22 protein-coding genes are annotated in these 17,635 nt (G+C 46.9%); 13 read left to right on the top strand and 9 right to left on the bottom strand.

Annotated elements, in window-relative coordinates:
- Nucleotides 1-19: 19 nt before the first annotated feature.
- The gene (arcA, locus tag KNO73_RS11640) at nt 20-1,249 is read right to left on the bottom strand and encodes an arginine deiminase (RefSeq protein ID WP_031422019.1); all 1,230 of its coding nucleotides are present in this window, start codon (nt 1,247-1,249) and stop codon (nt 20-22) included.
- A 322-nt stretch (nt 1,250-1,571) separates the two neighbouring features.
- On the opposite strand from arcA, the gene mgtE reads away from it, so the two are divergent.
- Nucleotides 1,572-2,930: a magnesium transporter gene (gene mgtE, locus KNO73_RS11635; protein WP_078147777.1), complete on the top strand. Its 1,359-nt coding sequence runs from the start codon at nt 1,572-1,574 to the stop codon at nt 2,928-2,930.
- A 55-nt stretch (nt 2,931-2,985) separates the two neighbouring features.
- Here mgtE and KNO73_RS11630 read toward each other — a convergent pair whose 3' ends face one another.
- Nucleotides 2,986-3,615: a hypothetical protein gene (locus KNO73_RS11630; RefSeq protein WP_078147778.1), complete on the bottom strand. Its 630-nt coding sequence runs from the start codon at nt 3,613-3,615 to the stop codon at nt 2,986-2,988.
- Nucleotides 3,616-3,797: 182 nt separating this feature from the next.
- Between KNO73_RS11630 and KNO73_RS11625 the strand changes: the two genes are divergently transcribed.
- Complete coding sequence (locus tag KNO73_RS11625) at nt 3,798-5,576, top strand: solute:sodium symporter family transporter (RefSeq protein WP_214814015.1); 1,779 nt, start codon at nt 3,798-3,800, stop codon at nt 5,574-5,576.
- A 20-nt stretch (nt 5,577-5,596) separates the two neighbouring features.
- Here KNO73_RS11625 and KNO73_RS11620 read toward each other — a convergent pair whose 3' ends face one another.
- A complete protein-coding gene (locus KNO73_RS11620) occupies nt 5,597-6,496 on the bottom strand; it encodes a GGDEF domain-containing protein (protein ID WP_078147780.1) in 900 nt (299 codons plus the stop codon).
- A 172-nt stretch (nt 6,497-6,668) separates the two neighbouring features.
- Here KNO73_RS11620 and KNO73_RS11615 point away from each other — a divergent pair, with 172 nt between their 5' ends.
- The 4 genes from KNO73_RS11615 to KNO73_RS11600 all read left to right on the top strand — a co-directional run bounded on the left by KNO73_RS11615 (nt 6,669) and on the right by KNO73_RS11600 (nt 9,082).
- Nucleotides 6,669-7,685 carry a serine hydrolase domain-containing protein gene (locus KNO73_RS11615; protein WP_215112520.1) on the top strand — a complete coding sequence of 339 codons (1,017 nt, stop codon included), beginning with the start codon at nt 6,669-6,671 and terminating at the stop codon, nt 7,683-7,685.
- Nucleotides 7,682-8,071 (top strand): GNAT family N-acetyltransferase, encoded by a 390-nt coding sequence (locus KNO73_RS11610; RefSeq protein ID WP_074035497.1) that lies wholly within the window; start codon nt 7,682-7,684, stop codon nt 8,069-8,071. The genes KNO73_RS11615 and KNO73_RS11610 overlap by 4 nt, the downstream gene beginning before the upstream one ends.
- 11 nt (nt 8,072-8,082) lie before the next feature.
- Complete coding sequence (locus KNO73_RS11605; RefSeq protein WP_078147782.1) at nt 8,083-8,790, top strand: SDR family NAD(P)-dependent oxidoreductase; 708 nt, start codon at nt 8,083-8,085, stop codon at nt 8,788-8,790.
- Nucleotides 8,791-8,872: 82 nt separating this feature from the next.
- Nucleotides 8,873-9,082 (top strand): hypothetical protein, encoded by a 210-nt coding sequence (locus KNO73_RS11600; protein ID WP_078147783.1) that lies wholly within the window; start codon nt 8,873-8,875, stop codon nt 9,080-9,082.
- Nucleotides 9,083-9,100: 18 nt separating this feature from the next.
- Here the strand turns inward: KNO73_RS11600 and KNO73_RS11595 are convergent, their stop codons facing one another.
- Nucleotides 9,101-9,523: a hypothetical protein gene (locus KNO73_RS11595; RefSeq protein WP_012727530.1), complete on the bottom strand. Its 423-nt coding sequence runs from the start codon at nt 9,521-9,523 to the stop codon at nt 9,101-9,103.
- A gap of 143 nt (nt 9,524-9,666) precedes the next feature.
- Here KNO73_RS11595 and KNO73_RS11590 point away from each other — a divergent pair, with 143 nt between their 5' ends.
- A complete protein-coding gene (locus tag KNO73_RS11590) occupies nt 9,667-10,659 on the top strand; it encodes an MDR family oxidoreductase (RefSeq protein WP_214687652.1) in 993 nt (330 codons plus the stop codon).
- 67 nt (nt 10,660-10,726) lie between these two features.
- On the opposite strand, the gene KNO73_RS11585 is transcribed toward KNO73_RS11590, so the two are convergent.
- The 3 genes from KNO73_RS11585 to KNO73_RS11575 all read right to left on the bottom strand — a co-directional run bounded on the left by KNO73_RS11585 (nt 10,727) and on the right by KNO73_RS11575 (nt 13,207).
- A complete protein-coding gene (locus KNO73_RS11585) occupies nt 10,727-11,071 on the bottom strand; it encodes a YflT domain-containing protein (protein WP_012727532.1) in 345 nt (114 codons plus the stop codon).
- A gap of 96 nt (nt 11,072-11,167) precedes the next feature.
- Nucleotides 11,168-12,625 (bottom strand): UDP-N-acetylmuramoyl-L-alanyl-D-glutamate--2,6-diaminopimelate ligase, encoded by a 1,458-nt coding sequence (locus KNO73_RS11580; RefSeq protein ID WP_214815300.1) that lies wholly within the window; start codon nt 12,623-12,625, stop codon nt 11,168-11,170.
- 348 nt (nt 12,626-12,973) lie between these two features.
- The gene (locus KNO73_RS11575; protein WP_215112519.1) at nt 12,974-13,207 is read right to left on the bottom strand and encodes a hypothetical protein; all 234 of its coding nucleotides are present in this window, start codon (nt 13,205-13,207) and stop codon (nt 12,974-12,976) included.
- Between the two features lie 127 nt (nt 13,208-13,334).
- Here KNO73_RS11575 and KNO73_RS11570 point away from each other — a divergent pair, with 127 nt between their 5' ends.
- Both KNO73_RS11570 and KNO73_RS11565 read left to right on the top strand, forming a co-directional pair.
- On the top strand, nt 13,335-13,550 hold the full coding sequence (locus KNO73_RS11570; RefSeq protein WP_012727536.1) for a hypothetical protein: 216 nt from the start codon (nt 13,335-13,337) through the stop codon (nt 13,548-13,550).
- 155 nt (nt 13,551-13,705) lie between these two features.
- Nucleotides 13,706-14,011, top strand: coding sequence for an RNA polymerase sigma factor (locus KNO73_RS11565; protein ID WP_215112518.1), 306 nt, complete (start codon nt 13,706-13,708; stop codon nt 14,009-14,011).
- Here the strand turns inward: KNO73_RS11565 and KNO73_RS11560 are convergent.
- Entirely contained in the window at nt 13,957-14,757 is an 801-nt protein-coding gene (locus tag KNO73_RS11560) for an HAD family hydrolase (RefSeq protein WP_215112517.1), read from the bottom strand. The genes KNO73_RS11565 and KNO73_RS11560 overlap by 55 nt on opposite strands.
- An 85-nt stretch (nt 14,758-14,842) precedes the next feature.
- Nucleotides 14,843-14,992, bottom strand: a complete 150-nt coding sequence (locus tag KNO73_RS11555) for a hypothetical protein (RefSeq protein WP_214687655.1) — start codon at nt 14,990-14,992, stop codon at nt 14,843-14,845.
- Nucleotides 14,993-15,155: 163 nt separating this feature from the next.
- Between KNO73_RS11555 and KNO73_RS11550 the strand changes: the two genes are divergently transcribed.
- The 4 genes from KNO73_RS11550 to KNO73_RS11535 all read left to right on the top strand — a co-directional run bounded on the left by KNO73_RS11550 (nt 15,156) and on the right by KNO73_RS11535 (nt 17,609).
- Nucleotides 15,156-15,716: an RNA polymerase sigma factor gene (locus KNO73_RS11550; RefSeq protein ID WP_215112516.1), complete on the top strand. Its 561-nt coding sequence runs from the start codon at nt 15,156-15,158 to the stop codon at nt 15,714-15,716.
- Entirely contained in the window at nt 15,713-16,435 is a 723-nt protein-coding gene (locus KNO73_RS11545; protein WP_214872958.1) for an anti-sigma factor, read from the top strand. The genes KNO73_RS11550 and KNO73_RS11545 overlap by 4 nt, the downstream gene beginning before the upstream one ends.
- 63 nt (nt 16,436-16,498) lie before the next feature.
- A complete protein-coding gene (locus KNO73_RS11540; RefSeq protein ID WP_215112515.1) occupies nt 16,499-17,404 on the top strand; it encodes a Gfo/Idh/MocA family protein in 906 nt (301 codons plus the stop codon).
- 13 nt (nt 17,405-17,417) lie between these two features.
- Nucleotides 17,418-17,609 carry a hypothetical protein gene (locus KNO73_RS11535; RefSeq protein ID WP_215112514.1) on the top strand — a complete coding sequence of 64 codons (192 nt, stop codon included), beginning with the start codon at nt 17,418-17,420 and terminating at the stop codon, nt 17,607-17,609.
- Nucleotides 17,610-17,635 lie beyond the last annotated feature (26 nt).

Raw genomic sequence — 17,635 nt, 5'->3', positions numbered from 1 at the left:
TGCTTCCTCCTTATCACATTTAGATGTCTTGTCGGATAATCGGACAGCTCATGCAACGTGGACCCCCACGTCCGCGTGATAGTTCACTCGACATGATTTCAATCACTTCGACGCCTTCTTTACGAAGTAACTCATTCGAGACATAGTTTCGGTCATACGTGACCACGACACCCGGCGCGATGGCGAGCGTGTTCGATCCATCATTCCATTGTTCTCGGGCTGCCGCAATTGGATCGCCACCACCACAAGGAATCAACGTCGCCTCTTGTAAGCCGAGGACGTCTTTTAACACCTTCAACAAATCCGAGTGCTGGGCAATCTGAAGTTCACCTTCCGCGTTTAACGTGAGCTCGAAAATGTTCATCTTCCCTTCCGGTCCTTGAATGAACGGATGGATGGTGAATTTATCATGATCGACCATCGTGAAGACGGTATCAAGATGCATGAAGGCGCGTGATTTTGGAATTTCGATGGCGATGACTTTTTTGAAGCTGTCTCCATGCTTGAGTAGGTTGAGGGCGACACGCTCGATGCCTTGCGCGGTCGTCCGTTCCGAGATGCCGATGGCGACGACTTCTTTCGACAAGACGAGTTCGTCTCCCCCTTCCATCGCAAACCGATAATCACGGTCCGACCAGATGGGAACATCATGTTTCGCAAAGCGTGGGTGATAGCGCATAATGTATTGCGTGAAGAGCGATTCACGGCGACGTGCCGGTTCTTTCATGCGGTTGATGGAGAGTCCGTGACCGATTGCAGCGGCCGGGTCTCGTGTAAAGTAGAGGTTTGGCATTGGATCCAAAAAGAAGGGGTACGTGTCTTCAATCATTTCATGCAGATGTCGGCGTTTTTCTGGCTTGATCTCCGATTTCCGGATACCGGCCATCACCGTCTCTATCAACATTTCGTTATCAAAATCGAGTAAATACTCTTTTAATGTTTCGTAAGAACCGTTGATATTTGATTTGGACTCCGATAAGATATCCGCGACAAACTTTTCGCGCACACCAGGGAGTGATAACGTTTCGGCCATTAGTTTTTCGAGGTAAAGGACTTCCACACCACGATTTTGAAGCGCACTCGCAAAATAATCGTGCTCTTTTTGAATGACCGGCAAATGGGGAATATCATCGAACAAGAGGCGCTCTAAATATTCTGGAGTAAGGTTCTCTAACTCCCGACCCGGTCGCTTCAGTAATACCGTTTTTAATTCTCCAATTTCTGAATACACATGAATCGGATGTTTCAGCGTCGTATCTTGTGAAATCGGTTGATTCGTCATTGAGATCATCTCGCTTCCTCCTTGTGATTCGGGTGTGTGACTACCCTTACCTTATCACTTTACCAAATTTGCGAATGTCTAATCCGACAGTTCACCTGTTGCCGATTCCGCATTGATATGAATAAATGTTCACTCATGTGAATGAACAAACAATACTCTAGAAATCAGGACGATGGCAAAGGGAAATAAGATGTATGGCTGATGTATAGTATCGCCCTAAAAAATGTAGAAAACTTTTTTTATTCACCGTAAATGAAATTGAAAACGTGAGAGATCAGGATGTGAGCATATGAAAATTGAAGAAACGGAATACAACGAACATGAAGCAGCGCTTCGTACATTGATTCAAAAGGGAGACCCGGTCGATTTTCAAGATCTCTTTCTCTCCCTTCACCCGGGTGAACAGGCGGATCATTTTATCGAACTAAATCAACATGAGCGGTCGTTCGTGTATCGAACCATCTCCCCTGAGGTATTCACCGATCTATTTGAAAAGCTGACGTTAGAGGAACAATGTACATTTATCCAAGAAACACCTCAGTCGTATGCCGTCCGAATCTTGAATGAAATGTATTCGGACAACGCGGCCGACTTGATGCGGGAACTACCCGATGCGTTCATGGACACGCTATTCGAGCAGATGGATGATATTGAGGAACAAGAAGTCAAAGATTTGATGCAGTATCCGGAAGAAACGGCCGGATCGCTCATGACAACTGAGTTTGTCGTCCTTCAAGCTGATAAGACGGTTGGACTGACCCTTGAAGAGTTGCGTGAACTCGGACCAGATGCCGAAACGATTTATTACTTATATGTGGTCGACCAAGCGCACCAACTGGTTGGTGTTGTCTCCTTACGTGATTTAATTGTCGCACCGCTCGAGGCGAAAATTGAAGACATCATGGGGTTCCGCGTCATTTCGGCAAACGTCATGACCGACCAGGAAGACTTGGCCAGGATTGTCCAGAAGTACGATTTGTTGGCCCTTCCCGTTATCGATGATCAGCAAAAGCTACTTGGCATCATCACGGTCGATGATATATTAGATGTCATCGAGCGCGAAACGACAGAAGACTTTGAAGAACTCTCCGCGACGAAAGGTTCGTCTGATATCAACATGAGTCCGCTTGAAGCAGCGAAAAAACGTGCCCCTTGGATTGTCAGCCTCATGTTTCTCGGCATGATTACAGCTTCGACGATTGGCGGTTTCGAAGACACCCTCGAAACGATTGTGCTTCTCGCTGTCTTCATGCCACTTGTCATGGGCTCTGCCGGGAACGCAGCCACGCAATCACTCGTCGTCGCTGTGCGCTCAATTGCACTCGGGACCATCAATCGAAAGAACGTTATGAAGATGATTCGACGCGAACTCGGAACCGGCATCATCTTAGGGATTGCGTGTATGATTGTCATCTTTGGCGTCATCACGCTGCTGTATGACAACATGCTGATCGGTTTCATTGTCGGAGTTTCCATCTTTGCCGCACTCAGTGTCGCCACAATGATCGGCACGGTTGTCCCGCTTCTCATCAATCGCCTGAAGTTAGACCCGGCTGTCGCTTCCGGACCGTTCATCACGACATTGATGGACAACCTAGGGCTCATCATCTACTTCACGGTTGCGACGTCTATGCTTCAGTTTTTTTGACATTCGAAAGAACATTCGATTATAAAAAGCGGTGCTGATTTTGTCAGCACCGCTTTTACTCGCTATGTTGTTGAGATTCCTCTAACAAACGCTCTTCATTTTCATTGAAAGCCTCGATTTCCTCATCCGTCATCACTTCGTTTCTTTCTTCCACATAAGGATTGTCTTTCAATGATGTCTCTAGTTTGCTCAAGTCAGCACTGAGCCCGCTTTCTTGATAAAGGTTAGGTTTTCCTACCGAAGTCAGTGTCCCTGTCCGATTCACTTTGAAATGTCCCAGTTGTAGACCGACAATCCGATATGCATTCTCCATCACGGGTCCTTCATATCTTTGTAAATACAGCAAAACGGTCTCGTCTCGTTTGACGAGCGGGTCTTCTTCCATATCATTTTGTAAAAGGGTGATCGTATCGGCTGACTTCAGTTGACCATTCACGTCTCGATAGACACGCTGCACTTGAATGTGTGATTCAAAGAATGTGACCGATTGATGTGTAAACGGTTTAGGAGCACTTCTCACTTTGCCGACGATGACAATCGGCGAGCTTGTAGCTAAATCGTCTATGTGTCGGAAGCTTTCGGTCACAGCCAAATCACTCGTGTTTTCTTCTTTCAGCATTTCGCTAAACATGATATAACCTGCTATCACTACAACAGATAACATTCCAATCATCCACTTCTTCACGAGGTCCCTCCCATCGGTCCATCCATCCTCATCGATTTTCTACTCTCGTACGACAAGTACGCAATCGTCCCCACGTTCATGGTTTCTGTATGATTCGATCAAAACAATAGGACTACCTTCTTATAATTTAGGGTATTTCCTACAAATACATATAAAACATAAGTAAGGAATGAGGGGATTTCATGACATTTCAACAAGTACTCTACATACTCGTGACCGGTGCCCTGTTCATGGCGCTCGTCGCTTACGTCTCGTATCGCATGACGAAAGGAAAAGTCGAAAGCGCCGACGATTACTTCTTGGCCGGTCGCGGTCTAACAGGCGTCTTCATCGCGGGATCGCTCCTGTTGACCAACTTGTCAGCGGAACAATTGATTGGCTTGAATGGCCAATCGTTCGCCGGCAACATGTCGGCCATGGCTTGGGAAGTGACGGCCGGTATCGCCGCCATCATCATGGCGCTCTTTTTGTTGCCACGCTTTCTTGGCATCGGGATTTCGACTATTCCTGAATTTTTAAGTCAACGCTATGACGAGGACGTTCGTCGATTGACCGTCCTGTTATTTCTACTCGGCTATATGTGCGTCACGATTCCATCTATGCTGTACTCAGGTGGATTAGCCGTCCTGCAACTGTTCGATGTGCCGGCCCTTCTCGGCATTAGCTTTGAGCAGTCCCTTTGGCTCGTCGTTTGGTTCATTGGGATTATCGGGGCGATTTATGCCATCTTCGGAGGTCTTCGTGCCGTTGCCGTATCGGACACGTTGAACGGGATCGGACTCATCATTATTGGATTCCTCGTTCCGACACTAGGCTTTCTCGCACTAGGGGACGGGAATTTATTGGACGGGATGAAGACGATTGCGACGACGAATCCCGAAAAGTTGAACGCCATCGGTTCCGCTAACGACTCGGTCCCGTTTCTCTCCATTTTCACCGGAATGATTTTTGCGAACTTGTTCTATTGGGCACTGAATCAATACGTGATTCAACGGGCCCTCGGTGCAAAAAACTTAGCGGAAGGACAAAAAGGCGTTCTCTTTACCGGCTACTTGAAATTACTCGTTCCAATCTTCATGTTGTTACCTGGCGTCATCGCGTTTCACTTGTACGGGTCGAACGTCGAGAAGGCAGACCTCGCTTATCCGAGTTTGATTGCCGAGCTGTTACCGATGTGGCTCATGGGCTTTTTCCTCGCCGTCTTGCTCGGTGCCGTATTCAGCTCGTTCAACTCGCTCTTGAATAGTATCGCGACGCTCTTCGTACTCGACATTTACAAACCGAAGTTTAAACCGGATGCTTCTGACCAAGATTTGATTCGCGTCAGCAAATGGTTCGGGACGTTCGTTGCACTCGTCTCGTTCTTTGTCGCCCCGAATCTTATGTATGCGCCAGATGGCTTGTGGGACTTGATTCGTCGCTTCACCGGTTTCTTCAACATCCCGATTCTCGTCATCGTTTTAATCGGGATGCTTGTTAAACGTGTGCCGCCAATCGCCGCGAAGACCGTCGTCTTTTTCCACGTCATCGCCTACTATTTCCTCGTGTGGGGAACGAAACAATGGTTCGACGTCGAAATCGGCATCAACTTTATCCATATTTACGGAATCCTCTTCGTCATCGAAACGGGAATCATGCTCGTATTTGCGCGTGTACGACCGATGCTGCAAGCAAATCCGATTCAAATCGAACTCGGACGAGTCAAACCGTGGCGGCATGCCCTTTCGACATCGATTTTGCTCGTCGCTTCGATGATTTTCGTTTACCTTGTCTTCTCACCGATCGGACTCGCTTATGCGAACGGCATCGTCTCCAAATGGTTTGTTCCAGTGACAACGGGACTTGTCGTCGTCACGTCCGTGCTCATGTGGGCATCTTATCGCTACGGCATTTCTCGTTATGAACGCTATCTAAACAATTTAGGTGAAGACTCGTCTGACGTAGAAGAAGTAAGCAGCTAAACCAATAGACCTCCTTGAACTTACGCGTCAAGGAGGTCTATTTTTTGTTGTCGCTTTCGTTCATACATGACATCGTCCGCACGTTGCCAAAGCGCCTCAATCGTTTCCGGACAAGATGCCCATGCCAACCCGATGGCAACGGAAATCCCTTCTTGTAGACAAGCCGCTTCAATTTGACGAACCATTCGTTCACATGCGTCTTTAGGCATCATTTCTAGAAACAAGACGAACTCATCTCCTCCTAAACGATAGACGGATGATTCGATGTCTTGAAGGATTGTACCGACTCGTTTCAATAAACAGTCACCAGCTGAATGCCCTTCTTCGTCATTCACGACTTTCAAATCGTTCACATCCAGCACGATGATTCCGACGTCACACGCATTTCTTGCTTGAGCAATCGTGTCTTCAAACGCCCGACGATTGAAGACACCGGTCAAGCTATCGTGGCGACTTTCATACATGAGACGTTCACGCTCGGTCATGGCTGCTTCGATGTTCCGAATCACACCTTGAACCGCTACGATTTCATCATTCTGATAGATCGGCGTGGTGTATTCCTCGAACCATACATAAGTGCCGTCATTCGTGCGCCATCGCTGAAGAATCGCTTCTTCATAGTTGACGCGTCCCGCCACTTTATCGAGCAGGAGACGTCGATCATCCGGATGGATTCTCCGAAAACAATCTTGTGCATCTGAATAACTTCGCATCACCGTTCCTTCTCCGAGATATAAGTCTAAAGAAGGACTGATGTATCGGAAACGCCAAGTCGGTTTCGTTTCAAAAATATAAATGACATCTTTCGTTTGATTCCCGAAATGCATAAACGAAAGAGACTGTGCATGTGGCTGTGGACGTTTGGATAACCACAAGGCAATCAAAAATCCAACGAGTACCCCCCAGAAGAATAACGTCATTGAATCCACTTCCTCTCTGTTCGCCCATATCGTACCACGTTCGAGGTCAGACACCTGTCTCAATTCCTGTTATTTGGTAAATGTTTTTTTGAAAATTGAGTAAATTTTAGAGAGATTGTGATGGACATGATATAGTCGACTTATTGAATCACTCAATACATGGAGGTTTCTCATGCCACATTTCACACATCCATCGATTGACGAGACATTTTCGGGTGTCTATTTGCTCACCAATCGAAACGGATCAATCCACCAGTCTTACGGCTATGCGAATCGCTCAGAACAGATTCAACATGACGTGACGACACGGTTCGGGATCGCGTCCGGTTGCAAACTGTTTACAGCAATCGCGATTTGCCAGTTAGTCGAGCAAGGGAAACTATCCTTTTCCACCTCGCTTGACTCATTTCAAACATTTGCCTTACCTCATCTGTCACCAAACGTCACCGTACATCAGTTGTTGACGCACACATCAGGAATCCCTGACTATTTTGATGAATCCGTCTCTGATGACTTTGAAGCGCTATGGCGTGATATCCCGATGTATCGGCTTCAACAGTTACGTGATTTTTTACCGTTGTTTCAACAAAAATCTATGAAAGACGAACCGGGTTCTCGATTCTCCTACAATAATGCAGGATATATTCTGTTAGGGTTGATTGTAGAAGATGTGACCGGGCAATCTTTCACCGACTATGTCGAACAATCGATTTTTCATCCTGCTGGTATGATTGATTCTGGATACTTTTCACTCGATGCCTTGCCTTCTAGAACAGCACTCGGTTATATTGACCACTCGGACGGCACATGGCGTACAAACCAATATGCGATTCCAATCAAAGGAGGAGCAGATGGTGGCGCGTATGTGACCGCTCAAGACATGACTAAATTTTGGAAATCGCTGTTTTCACATCAGCTTCTTGATACCGCTTCTACGTCGCTTCTTTTGACACCACACGTGACGGTTAATGACCGCGGCGGGAGTTATGGATACGGACTTTGGATTCAACATCACGCATCGGGAGATGTCTATAAATATCACGTGATGGGCTATGACCCTGGTGTCAGTTTCCATTCTGGTTACTATCCAGAAATCGATACCATCTCGGTCATTTGTTCAAATCAATCAGATGGGGCGTTCGACGTCATGAAACAGATTGAAATGCAGATTGGAGAACGGATTGAATGAACATTCGTACTTATATGGAATCAGACTTTGACTCGATTCAACAACTTAATCGCGATGAAGGTTGGAGCCAATTGGTAGAACGTGACGCGTTGACCCGTGAGGCATGGCGTCAATCAAACGTCACCTATGTGATGGAGTCTGAAAATGGAAAGATTGTCGCTTATTTGCGCGGATTGACTGATACGACAGTCAGTTTGTATGTTTGTGAACTGTTGGTCGCTTCTACATATCGTAGACGTGGTCTTGGCGAACAGTTACTCCAACACGTCCATACACTTTATCCAGACACACGGCTTGAGATGCTCGCAAGTCAAAATTCCCACACATATTACGAGAAATTACGGTTTCGTCCGTTCTACGGTTTTCGGAAAACGATTCACGAATAGGAGGAATGTATATGAAACTTGCTCTCATCACAGGCGCATCGCGTGGTCTCGGCCGTTCCATCGCTCAGGAACTACAAGCTAGAGATTACGAGGTGGTCGGGCTCTCTCGCTCACAGGCGGAAGACGTTACGTATCAGCAACGATCAGTCGACCTATCAAACGTTTCGGGGATTGATGCAGTCATTCGGGAGATCACACCGTTTCTAGAGCGGGCTGATTCGGTTTTGCTCGTTCAAAATGCAGCATGGATTGAACCGATTCATCGTGTCGGACAATTAGATGGTGAGAAAGTGACCGCTCATGTCCACGCCAACCTGCTTGCGCCGATGCTATTGGCGAATGCGGTCCTCGCTTTCAACAAGCCGACCGATTTGATTCATGTGACCTCTGGCGCTGCTAAGCGTCCGATCTCAGGTTGGAGCGCATATTGTGGCACGAAAGCAGGACTCGATCATTTCACAGAGACACTTGCACTAGAGCTAGAAGGAACCTCACATCGTGCAGCTCTATTCAATCCAGGTGTGATGGATACGTCGATGCAGGCGGAGATTCGTTCTTCTTCGAAAGAGGCGTTCGCTGACCTTGAACAATTCCGTTCATACGAAACAGAAGGACGACTCCGCTCTCCTGAAACGGTTGCTCGTGTATTTGCTGAACAGTTAATTGACCGCCCCCTAGAAAATGGCAAGACCTATTCGATTTACGACTTGATTAAATAATTTACCAGGTCAAAAAAAGAAACACCCTTCTCTCGTCAAACCGTCTACACTACATGCATAGATACGTGAAAGGGTGAATTTTATGAAAACCATTGCTGGAGGATTACTGCTATTTGGACTGTTCAGCCTCACCATGTCATTCACAATGATTGGAGATACCGCCGTCGTCGGGGCGATGGTGAGTGGTGTCTCAATTTTATGTAGTGTCGGCTTATTATTTGGAGCGACTGAACTCAGTCGGATTCGTCACGACCTGCTCCACGACAAAAAAACGTCTCTCCCATCTGAATGAGGGAAAGACGTTTTTGATTCAATCTTCTTCGTATTCCTCTAATAGATCATCAACATCGTATTCTTCGAAGTCGTCTTCATCAATAAAGATATCGCGATCGTTCACGACATGAATCGGACCATTGGCCACATCGATTCGAATCGTCCACGCCCAAGGAATGCGTAACCGGTTATAGACACCTGTCCAGAACTCCATTGACTCTTGCTCATACTGTTCAAATTCTGTCAGAAGTTCTTTGAACGACACGCCTGTTAACTGGAAGTTTGAATCTTGGAGCCGTTGAAGCGCATGATGCTTCGCTTCTAATTCGGCCGCTCGAACCATTTCCTCAGCTGTCGCCATCTCCAGGATCGTCCCGTCCGGTGGGAGAATATCGTATACGTTGAACAATTCGCCTTCTTCTACTTCTACATCGTCAAACTCATAGTCATCGTGCCGCATACTACATTCCTCCTTACGCAATTTGAATCCCCTCTATTGTACCACTCTCTACCCGTTTCCCCCTAAAGATTCGTGCATATATTTCATTTTGTGAGGGAAAGACTGTTAGAGTGAAGACATCCATAGGAAAAGAGGTTAAGCAGATGAATGAATCATTCCAAGCACTCGTGCTCGACCAGCACGAGGAACGCCTTCATGCCGAAGTAAAAGAAGTACAAGCCGATGTCCTTCCGAAAGAAGAGGACGGAAATGTGTTAGTGGAAGTTCACTACTCTGCGTTGAACTATAAAGACGCGCTCGGATTAACGACTTCTGGTAAAATCGTCAATCGCTATCCGTTCATTCCGGGATGCGAATTCGTTGGAACTGTCGTCGAATCAGACCACCTCGACATCAAAGTTGGCGACGAGGTAATCGCCACTGGTTTCGGGATTGGGGAACGGCACTTCGGTGGATTTAGCCAGTATGCGCAAGTACCGGGGAAATGGCTCGTGAAGTTACCGAAAGGAATGAGCATGCGAGATGCAATCGCCATCGGAACACCAGGACTTACCGCCATGCTTTCCGTTGATGCACTCGAACACGCAGGTGTGCGTCCGGGTGAAGAAGTACTTGTCACAGGCGCGACAGGTGGTGTCGGAAGCTTCGCGATTACGTTGCTTCGTCGTCTCGGCTACCATGTCGTCGCCTCCACCGGCAAAACAGATTCACCATACTTACGCTCACTCGGTGTCGAGACGATCATCGATCGAAGCGAATTAGAAGGCCCTGCCCATCCCCTCGCCAAGCAACGTTTCGATGCCGCTATCGATTCGGTCGGTGGAAATACACTCGCCAACATCTTGAGCCAGATACGATATGAAGGTGCTGTCGCCGCATGCGGTCTCGTCGGAGGCGCAGAGTTGCCAACGAGCGTCTATCCGTTTATTTTACGCGGCGTGAAGCTCATCGGCATCGATTCGGTCATGCAACCCATGGTTCGTCGTACGAACGCATGGGAACGTCTCGAAGAACTCATCGACCCGAAAGTTCTCAATGAGATGATCCATGAGATTCCGTTACACGACGTCCCTCGCCACGCCGAAGCGATGATGCGTGGTGAATTGAGTGGTCGCACCGTCGTCCGTCTTCGCTAAGTCCATCAAAAGAGGCTGAATCATTCACGATTCAGCCTCTTTCCTCTCTATTCTCCATGGTGTGGAATCAGATAGTGAATCCGGCAGGTGCGTCTTTCACGACGACGAGTACTTTGCCTTGATCTAACTTCTCTTCGAGACGCTCTGATTCTTCTTTTGTGAAGCCGAGCTCTTGAAAATCGGCTCGCAGTTCGTCTCCTTTTTTGCGGAACACATTTTTGGCGGCTGTCCCCAAACCGACGTCACTTGCCGAGACGGTGTTCGCATCGGCATTATCCGCGACACGTTTACTCCGATCATCGTCATGTGTGATGACGTAGATGTTGGATTCATCAATCCCATTTGTTTTCATCGATTGAACGGCGGTGACGACTTCTTCATCATTTGTAAATTCTTTGTACAAAACTGACATGTCTATTCTCCTCCTTCAATTCTACTACATTACTAGGTATTACCTTCCTTCACATTCTTCACACATTAAAAAACGATGACAAACGTCATCGTTTTGTTAAACGGCGGGCTCTTGGCCTTTTCGTTTTTTCAATTCTTCCAATAAAATGTTTGATTCATTAAATGGAATCGACTGTCGACCGATTCGTTCAATGTGGTCATGTCCTTTTCCGACAACCACGACACGCTTTCCTTCTAACGCTTGCGTGGCCGCATGTCGAAGGGCCTCTTCCCTTGCTTCAAACGTCACATACTTCACATCCGGTTGGATACCTTTTACTAAATCACGAATGATTTGTTTTGGGTCTTCCATGCGGACATCATGTACGGTGACAATCACCTCATTCGAATAGCGACTTGCGATACGTCCCATATCTTGACGTTTCGTAGGATCACGGTCTCCTGCCGCACTTAACACGACGACAAGTGCACGGTTATCTTGTTGCAATGTAGACAAACATTTCTCTAGCCCGTCTGGTGTGTGGGCATAGTCGATATAAATCTCAGCATCCTCTGTAGCTAAACGCTCCAACCGCCCTTTTGGCAAGGTGAGTCCTGGAACATTTGAAACAATGGTCCGTAGCGCCATATCGGAAGTCGACACAAGTCCGATTGCCGCTGCTAAGTTCGCCGCATTGAACGCCCCCATGAACCGAACGGGCACTTCGAGCTTGAACTCCTTCATCCTGACGAGTACCGTCTCTTCACGCCAAATCACTTGGATGTCGGCTTCGATTTCCTCTTTTGTACTATACATAATGGCTTGACGTGTCGGCGCAAACTCAGCCATGACATGACTAGCCGGATCTTCCGCATTTAACACAATCGCCTCACCGTTCGTCACTTCCACCTGTTCAAACAATCGCGCTTTTGCCCGGGCATACTCATCCATCGAACGATGGTAGTCCAAATGATCATGCGTCAAATTCGTAAACGCGGCCGCATGAAAGTGGATGCCCGCTACGCGACCTTCCATCAAGGCATGCGATGATACTTCAAGTACGCAATCCGTGACGCCTGCATCAACCATTTCTGCTAAGATGCGATGTAAGACGACGGCTTCTGGTGTCGTATTGGCTGTCTCAACCGTTTGATTATGAAAACGCGCACCAATCGTACTAACGATTCCGGCACGACGTCCTGAAAGACGCAACAAGTCATAAGTCAATGTCGCTGTCGTAGTTTTTCCATTCGTTCCTGTCACACCGTATATACGCATCCGATGAGAGGGGTGATCATAAAATACACTCGCAACCGCTCCTGCCGTCTGTTTCGTATCGGCAACAACCACATTCGGTACATCGAGATCGAGTGGATATTCTGAGATGACCGCACTCGCACCGTTGGCGACGGCGTCTTCTGCGAACTTATGACCGTCAACCGTATAGCCGCGAATGCAAATAAAGACATTCCCTGAACTGACCTTCCTAGAGTCCGTTTCGACTCCGGTCACCCATGGATCAAAGATGTCATCCATCTCATTTTTTAAAATGGCGGATAAACGTTTCGTTCTCATGCTGTGTACGTCCTTTCTCATGGGTGTCGCTAGGTTCATAAAACCTTATCGTCATGTTACTAGATTTTAACGGCAATTGAGATGACAAATATATTACTTCCCGTTTTCAAAGGAAAGCAATCACTTCACAAAAAAAACCTAGACGTTTCATTCACGTACTAGGTTCCTCTTCCTTAAATGCTAAGTGATGTTTTATTAGCTCTAGCTCAAGGACGCGAAGGGCATTCGGTCCAATACCATGCCAACTCGCAACCTCACGGCGTGTATAGGGACACAAGTCATGTAAGGATTCGACTTCTTTGGCAACTAAGGCTCTTTTAGCTGGCGCAGCTAATTTCGGTAAGGCAATCATCCAATCTCCGCCTTCCGTTTTCTAAGTCGTTCGTTGATGGGAAGACAGGCGAGTACTTGTTCGATTCGAAACGTTCGTTTCGCTTGTTTGTTCAAATCCCACGCTAAGACATGTTCTCCCCGCACTTTGAGCAACTTGACCCGTCTTTTTGAAAACACTCCATGTCGATCCACATATACCATTTCTGTGACCAGACCCGAACGCATCCATCGTAACAATTCTTCTCTCATCCTGTTTTTCCCTCCTTTTATTTATTATAAGTATACAGAACATTTGTTCTCATTTCTATTGATAAGCTGTTCGCTGATTCAAATTTCGATTATGATGAAGGAAATCAAATGAGAGAGGAAAAAAACGATGACTTATGTATTGTTACTGATCTTGGCTGCCTTTTTATTTGGGGCCATGATTTTCGCTGCACTGGCGTTACCAAACCTTCGCAACATTTTATTCAATCGTGGCAGTCTGTTCAATCAACAGAGTGAAACTGTCACTTGTCCGAAGTGTAAAACATCATTTAAACGCGCGCCGGGAGATGCACAGACTTGCCCGAATTGTTATCACACGTTTTGAATCGTTGTAGGGTATGCATATTCGACCGCTATTCTTCATATTCATTGGTTTGAACGGGAGCAAATGAGTGAAAGAACAGAGAGGATGCTTTATCTGAGTAAAGTTCCTGATTCTTTTATCGTTGAAACCTTCATTCCATACGAAAGGAGTTGCATATGCTTCCTACACTCGATGAACGCCTGGTCAATCAAATCCGTCTTAAAAATCGCCAAGCCTTAGAACATTTATACGCGCGCTATGAAAGTTTACTTTATCGATATGCGCTTCATTTGAATAACCATCCTACAACTGCAGAGGCGGCCATGACCGATTTATTTTGTCGGATTTGGCAACAACGTCTCGACTTCAATCCACATTCCGAAACGATTCGTGCGACCCTCATCCGTTCTTTAGAGGAAATCATGCACTATATGAAAGAGGACAAATCAGATTCCAATACTTCTAAAATCCCTTCTGCATAAGGTTTTGTTGTCATCTCCGGATACATCTGTTTTGCCTGTTCAGTCGCATTGCCCACTAAATAACCTTTTCCAACATGCGCTAACATCCCAAGGTCATTCCCACTGTCGCCGAACGCATACGCATCTTTGCGTGAAAAGGAAGCAGTGGCGCATACATATCGAACACTGGATTCTTTCCCGGCATGGAGCGGGTAAAAATCAATATCCCATGCATCCATCGGATCACCTGCCTTCGGATTGCATCGGCTGATATTGACGGCAATCCCTTCTTGATCAGCTAGCATGCGAAATGTTTCACTCCAAGACCCGATTTGGTCACGGAGGTAATAACTCCGGATCCAAGGACTCGTCCCAAAATCCGGTTGCGCCTCTAGTTCAACCTGCATCTGTCCAATCTGTGACGCAACACGTTCCACACGAGATACAAAGTCACTTGGGAATGACGCTTGATACGGTTTTTCTAAGGAAAACGTTCCGTCTAGGTCAATCCGATACAATTCCGTACCTAAACTTGAAGCGATACGGTGTGGCCAAAAGCGAAGGTTTGCCTGCTCAACTTTTGCCTGTAGCGATTCGAGTGAACTACCTGTCACCCACATCGTTGACAATCGATGGGAATATTGTTCCAAAAAATCTTCGAGCCGACGAACGGATGCCAATTGTTCCGGTGTACAGGCATGAGGAAAGTAGGTCTCATCAAAATCAAAACATATGAGGATGTGTCCCTCATTCGTAAATCGCTTCATGATCTCGTCTCCTTATCGTTTTCTCTTCCTCCTATAGTACAATGAAACAAAGGAGGCATCTTATGATTTCACGAATCTCTCGAGCTTATTGCCAAATGAGTAGCTTGATTACCGGATTTTTTATTGTCTTTTCTTTTCTTTTTGGCATTCGCACATACTTCTTTTGGGCGACGGTGAGCGCTCCCTTAACCGCAATCGGATTGATGCTGATGACGACGATTGGGCTAAGTGTCATCACCTACCTTCTTTCAGAGAAATTAAGATTATTCATTTATTCGAAGCTTCCGGATCAAGCAGTGACATGTTCAATAAATAGTCACACAAAATAGGCATCCATTTTTCGATTTTATACGTTAGATCAATACAAGGGACATCCCTTCTGCGCAAAGGAGTATGTTATGACTGACTTAGAGTTATATGAGCGTGTCAGGCAAAAGGACAAAGAGGCGCTCGAAATATTGTATGATCGATACGAACGCATTTTATACGCATTCGTCCTACAACTGACAAAAGATCGTGATTTGGCGGAAGAAGCCATGCAAGAAGTATTCATCAAACTTTGGCGTGGCGGAGGCGTTTACGATGAGGCAAAAGGAAAGTTTCGTTCTTGGCTCTTCACGATGAGTCGGCACGTAGCCATCGACTTAATTCGGAAGCGTAAACCGGATCTACAACTAGACGAATCTTACGCTGAGGCCATTCCTTCCGAGTCACCGTCCGTTGAGAAAGAAGTCGAGTGGCAAGAAGAGCGTGCTCAAATCGAGACAGCCATGGCCACATTACCTGCCGAACAGCAGCAGGTCGTCCGACTCATGTATTTCCAAGGACTGAGCCAGCAAAAAATTGCTGATGCATGTGGCATCCCGCTCGGAACGGTAAAAGGAAGGATTCGACTGGCGCTGAGGCAACTGAGGAAACAGTTATCCCATGAATTCATCGGAAAGGAGGTAGAACAATGAACGCATGCGACCAATTGATTGACTACTTCAACCAACATTTAACGGAAGAAGAGCGAATGAAATTTGAACAACATCTGGCAACGTGTAAGGACTGTCAAGAAGAGCTCGAACAACTTGAAGCTCTTGTCGGTGGCGTCGCGTTCTTGTCTACTCCGACTGAGCCACCCCGAGGCATGAAAGCGCGTGTCCTCGATCGTGTATTCGAAGAAGAAGACAATGAACCCGTCACAACAACCGACACTTCTACATCAGTTCCACCGGCGACACCGTTTAAACAGAAGAAGAAACGGAACGTACCGGTCTGGGGAATGGTCGCTTTAGCAGCGGCGCTCCTACTCTCTTTGATTGGAAACGGGTATCTGCTCACCAATCAACCCGATTCACCTGGCATCACACTGACCGAATCAATCCCACTTGAAGGTGAGTCTGAAGGAACCGCTTATCTTGCAGAGCAGGACGGAACGACACAACTGATCGTCCAAACGAACGGCCTAGCCTCACTCGATGCCAATGAGGTGTATCAAGTATGGCTCTTAAAAGATGGTGCCCCGATTCCGACCGGCGCTTTCGTCACCGATGATAAAGGGAACGGGACGGTCATCTACACACTCGACTCGGATGAAGTCGACGTCGACTGGGATACCGTCGCCGTCACAAAAGAACCGAATCGCGGAAATGAGACGCCACAAGGTGAAATCGTCTTAAGTGCTAGTCTTTAATTCTTGAACCGGACACATTCGTTGTCCGGTTTTTTGTTATGATGAACCAAAGGAGTGAATGGGATGCAAAAACCAAAAATCGGTATTGTCGGACTTGGAAATATCGCTCAAAAAGCGTATTTACCCATCCTTTCGATTCATCCTCGAATCGAGGTGGTCGGCGCCTTTTCCCCGAACACATCTAAGCGAGACACGATTTGTCAAACATACCGAATGACCTCATTCGACACATTGAATGATCTCGCCTCATCTATCGATGCAGCGTTCGTACATAGTTCAACTGAAACCCATTATGACATCGTATCGTATCTACTAGAACACGGGGTCGATGTTTACGTTGATAAACCCCTCGCCGCAACGGTAGAAGAAGCAGCGCAACTCGTTGAACAAGCTGAAAGACTTGGTCGAAAGCTGATGGTCGGGTTCAACCGACGCTTTGCACCGATGTATATGCGTCTACAACATGAGTCCCCTACCCACATGATTGATGTGGTGAAGCATCGAGAGAACGATGTCGGTCCAAAGGATGCAACCTTCACCTTACTCGATGATTACTTACATGTCGTCGATACGTTACGTTTTCTCGCTGGTACCGAGCTCACACTCGTCTCAGGTCAAGTCGAGATCAATGACAAGCATGAGCTTCGATTTGCCCGCCACGTGTGGCAAGACGAGCACGGAATGCACACGACATCGATGCATCGCACGGCCGGAGTGAATCACGAGCACGTCTCGATCGTTCGTGACGGAGAACGGTTGGCCGTCGACGAGATGGTCACGCTACATCGTTTCAAGCACGGTCGACATGAAGTCGAAACGTTCGGTTCATGGGACACGACACTCGTGCAACGAGGATTCCAGGGCGCGATTGACCATTTCATTTCTGCACTCATCGATGATACAGCGATTTTAACCGACGGTCGTACCGCACTTGAGACACAACGACTGGTCACGAACTTAATCAACTAAAGGAGGGATACACATGGATTTCTTTTTCTACATCATGGTCATGGTGATTGTCGTTTCATCGGTCGGCGCCAATACAATCATTAAAACGAGAGAAGCGCGTGTCGAAGAACGTCGCTTGAAGATTGAAGAAGAGAAACTTGCCATCCAGCGTCTTGAACTCGAAATGAAGCGCGAACAAGACAAACTCGAGCATCGTGGCTTTTAATCAAAAACGGACGCCCTCTAAACATG

Source organism: Exiguobacterium sp. s83 (assembly GCF_018617095.1).
Taxonomy (GTDB): Bacteria; Bacillota; Bacilli; order Exiguobacteriales; family Exiguobacteriaceae; genus Exiguobacterium; species Exiguobacterium profundum.
Note: the sequence above shows the minus strand (reverse complement) of the source record. Positions and strands in the feature narration are given on the sequence as shown.

Coding starts and splice junctions, on each gene's coding strand:
- mgtE (WP_078147777.1), top strand. CDS start 1,572: ATGAAAATTGAAGAAACGGAATACAACGAACATGAAGCAGCGCTTCGT.
- KNO73_RS11625 (WP_214814015.1), top strand. CDS start 3,798: ATGACATTTCAACAAGTACTCTACATACTCGTGACCGGTGCCCTGTTC.
- KNO73_RS11620 (WP_078147780.1), bottom strand. CDS start 6,496: ATGACGTTATTCTTCTGGGGGGTACTCGTTGGATTTTTGATTGCCTTG.
- KNO73_RS11615 (WP_215112520.1), top strand. CDS start 6,669: ATGCCACATTTCACACATCCATCGATTGACGAGACATTTTCGGGTGTC.
- KNO73_RS11610 (WP_074035497.1), top strand. CDS start 7,682: ATGAACATTCGTACTTATATGGAATCAGACTTTGACTCGATTCAACAA.
- KNO73_RS11605 (WP_078147782.1), top strand. CDS start 8,083: ATGAAACTTGCTCTCATCACAGGCGCATCGCGTGGTCTCGGCCGTTCC.
- KNO73_RS11600 (WP_078147783.1), top strand. CDS start 8,873: ATGAAAACCATTGCTGGAGGATTACTGCTATTTGGACTGTTCAGCCTC.
- KNO73_RS11595 (WP_012727530.1), bottom strand. CDS start 9,523: ATGCGGCACGATGACTATGAGTTTGACGATGTAGAAGTAGAAGAAGGC.
- KNO73_RS11590 (WP_214687652.1), top strand. CDS start 9,667: ATGAATGAATCATTCCAAGCACTCGTGCTCGACCAGCACGAGGAACGC.
- KNO73_RS11585 (WP_012727532.1), bottom strand. CDS start 11,071: ATGTCAGTTTTGTACAAAGAATTTACAAATGATGAAGAAGTCGTCACC.
- KNO73_RS11580 (WP_214815300.1), bottom strand. CDS start 12,625: ATGAGAACGAAACGTTTATCCGCCATTTTAAAAAATGAGATGGATGAC.
- KNO73_RS11575 (WP_215112519.1), bottom strand. CDS start 13,207: ATGAGAGAAGAATTGTTACGATGGATGCGTTCGGGTCTGGTCACAGAA.
- KNO73_RS11570 (WP_012727536.1), top strand. CDS start 13,335: ATGACTTATGTATTGTTACTGATCTTGGCTGCCTTTTTATTTGGGGCC.
- KNO73_RS11565 (WP_215112518.1), top strand. CDS start 13,706: ATGCTTCCTACACTCGATGAACGCCTGGTCAATCAAATCCGTCTTAAA.
- KNO73_RS11560 (WP_215112517.1), bottom strand. CDS start 14,757: ATGAAGCGATTTACGAATGAGGGACACATCCTCATATGTTTTGATTTT.
- KNO73_RS11555 (WP_214687655.1), bottom strand. CDS start 14,992: ATGACACTTAGCCCAATCGTCGTCATCAGCATCAATCCGATTGCGGTT.
- KNO73_RS11550 (WP_215112516.1), top strand. CDS start 15,156: ATGACTGACTTAGAGTTATATGAGCGTGTCAGGCAAAAGGACAAAGAG.
- KNO73_RS11545 (WP_214872958.1), top strand. CDS start 15,713: ATGAACGCATGCGACCAATTGATTGACTACTTCAACCAACATTTAACG.
- KNO73_RS11540 (WP_215112515.1), top strand. CDS start 16,499: ATGCAAAAACCAAAAATCGGTATTGTCGGACTTGGAAATATCGCTCAA.
- KNO73_RS11535 (WP_215112514.1), top strand. CDS start 17,418: ATGGATTTCTTTTTCTACATCATGGTCATGGTGATTGTCGTTTCATCG.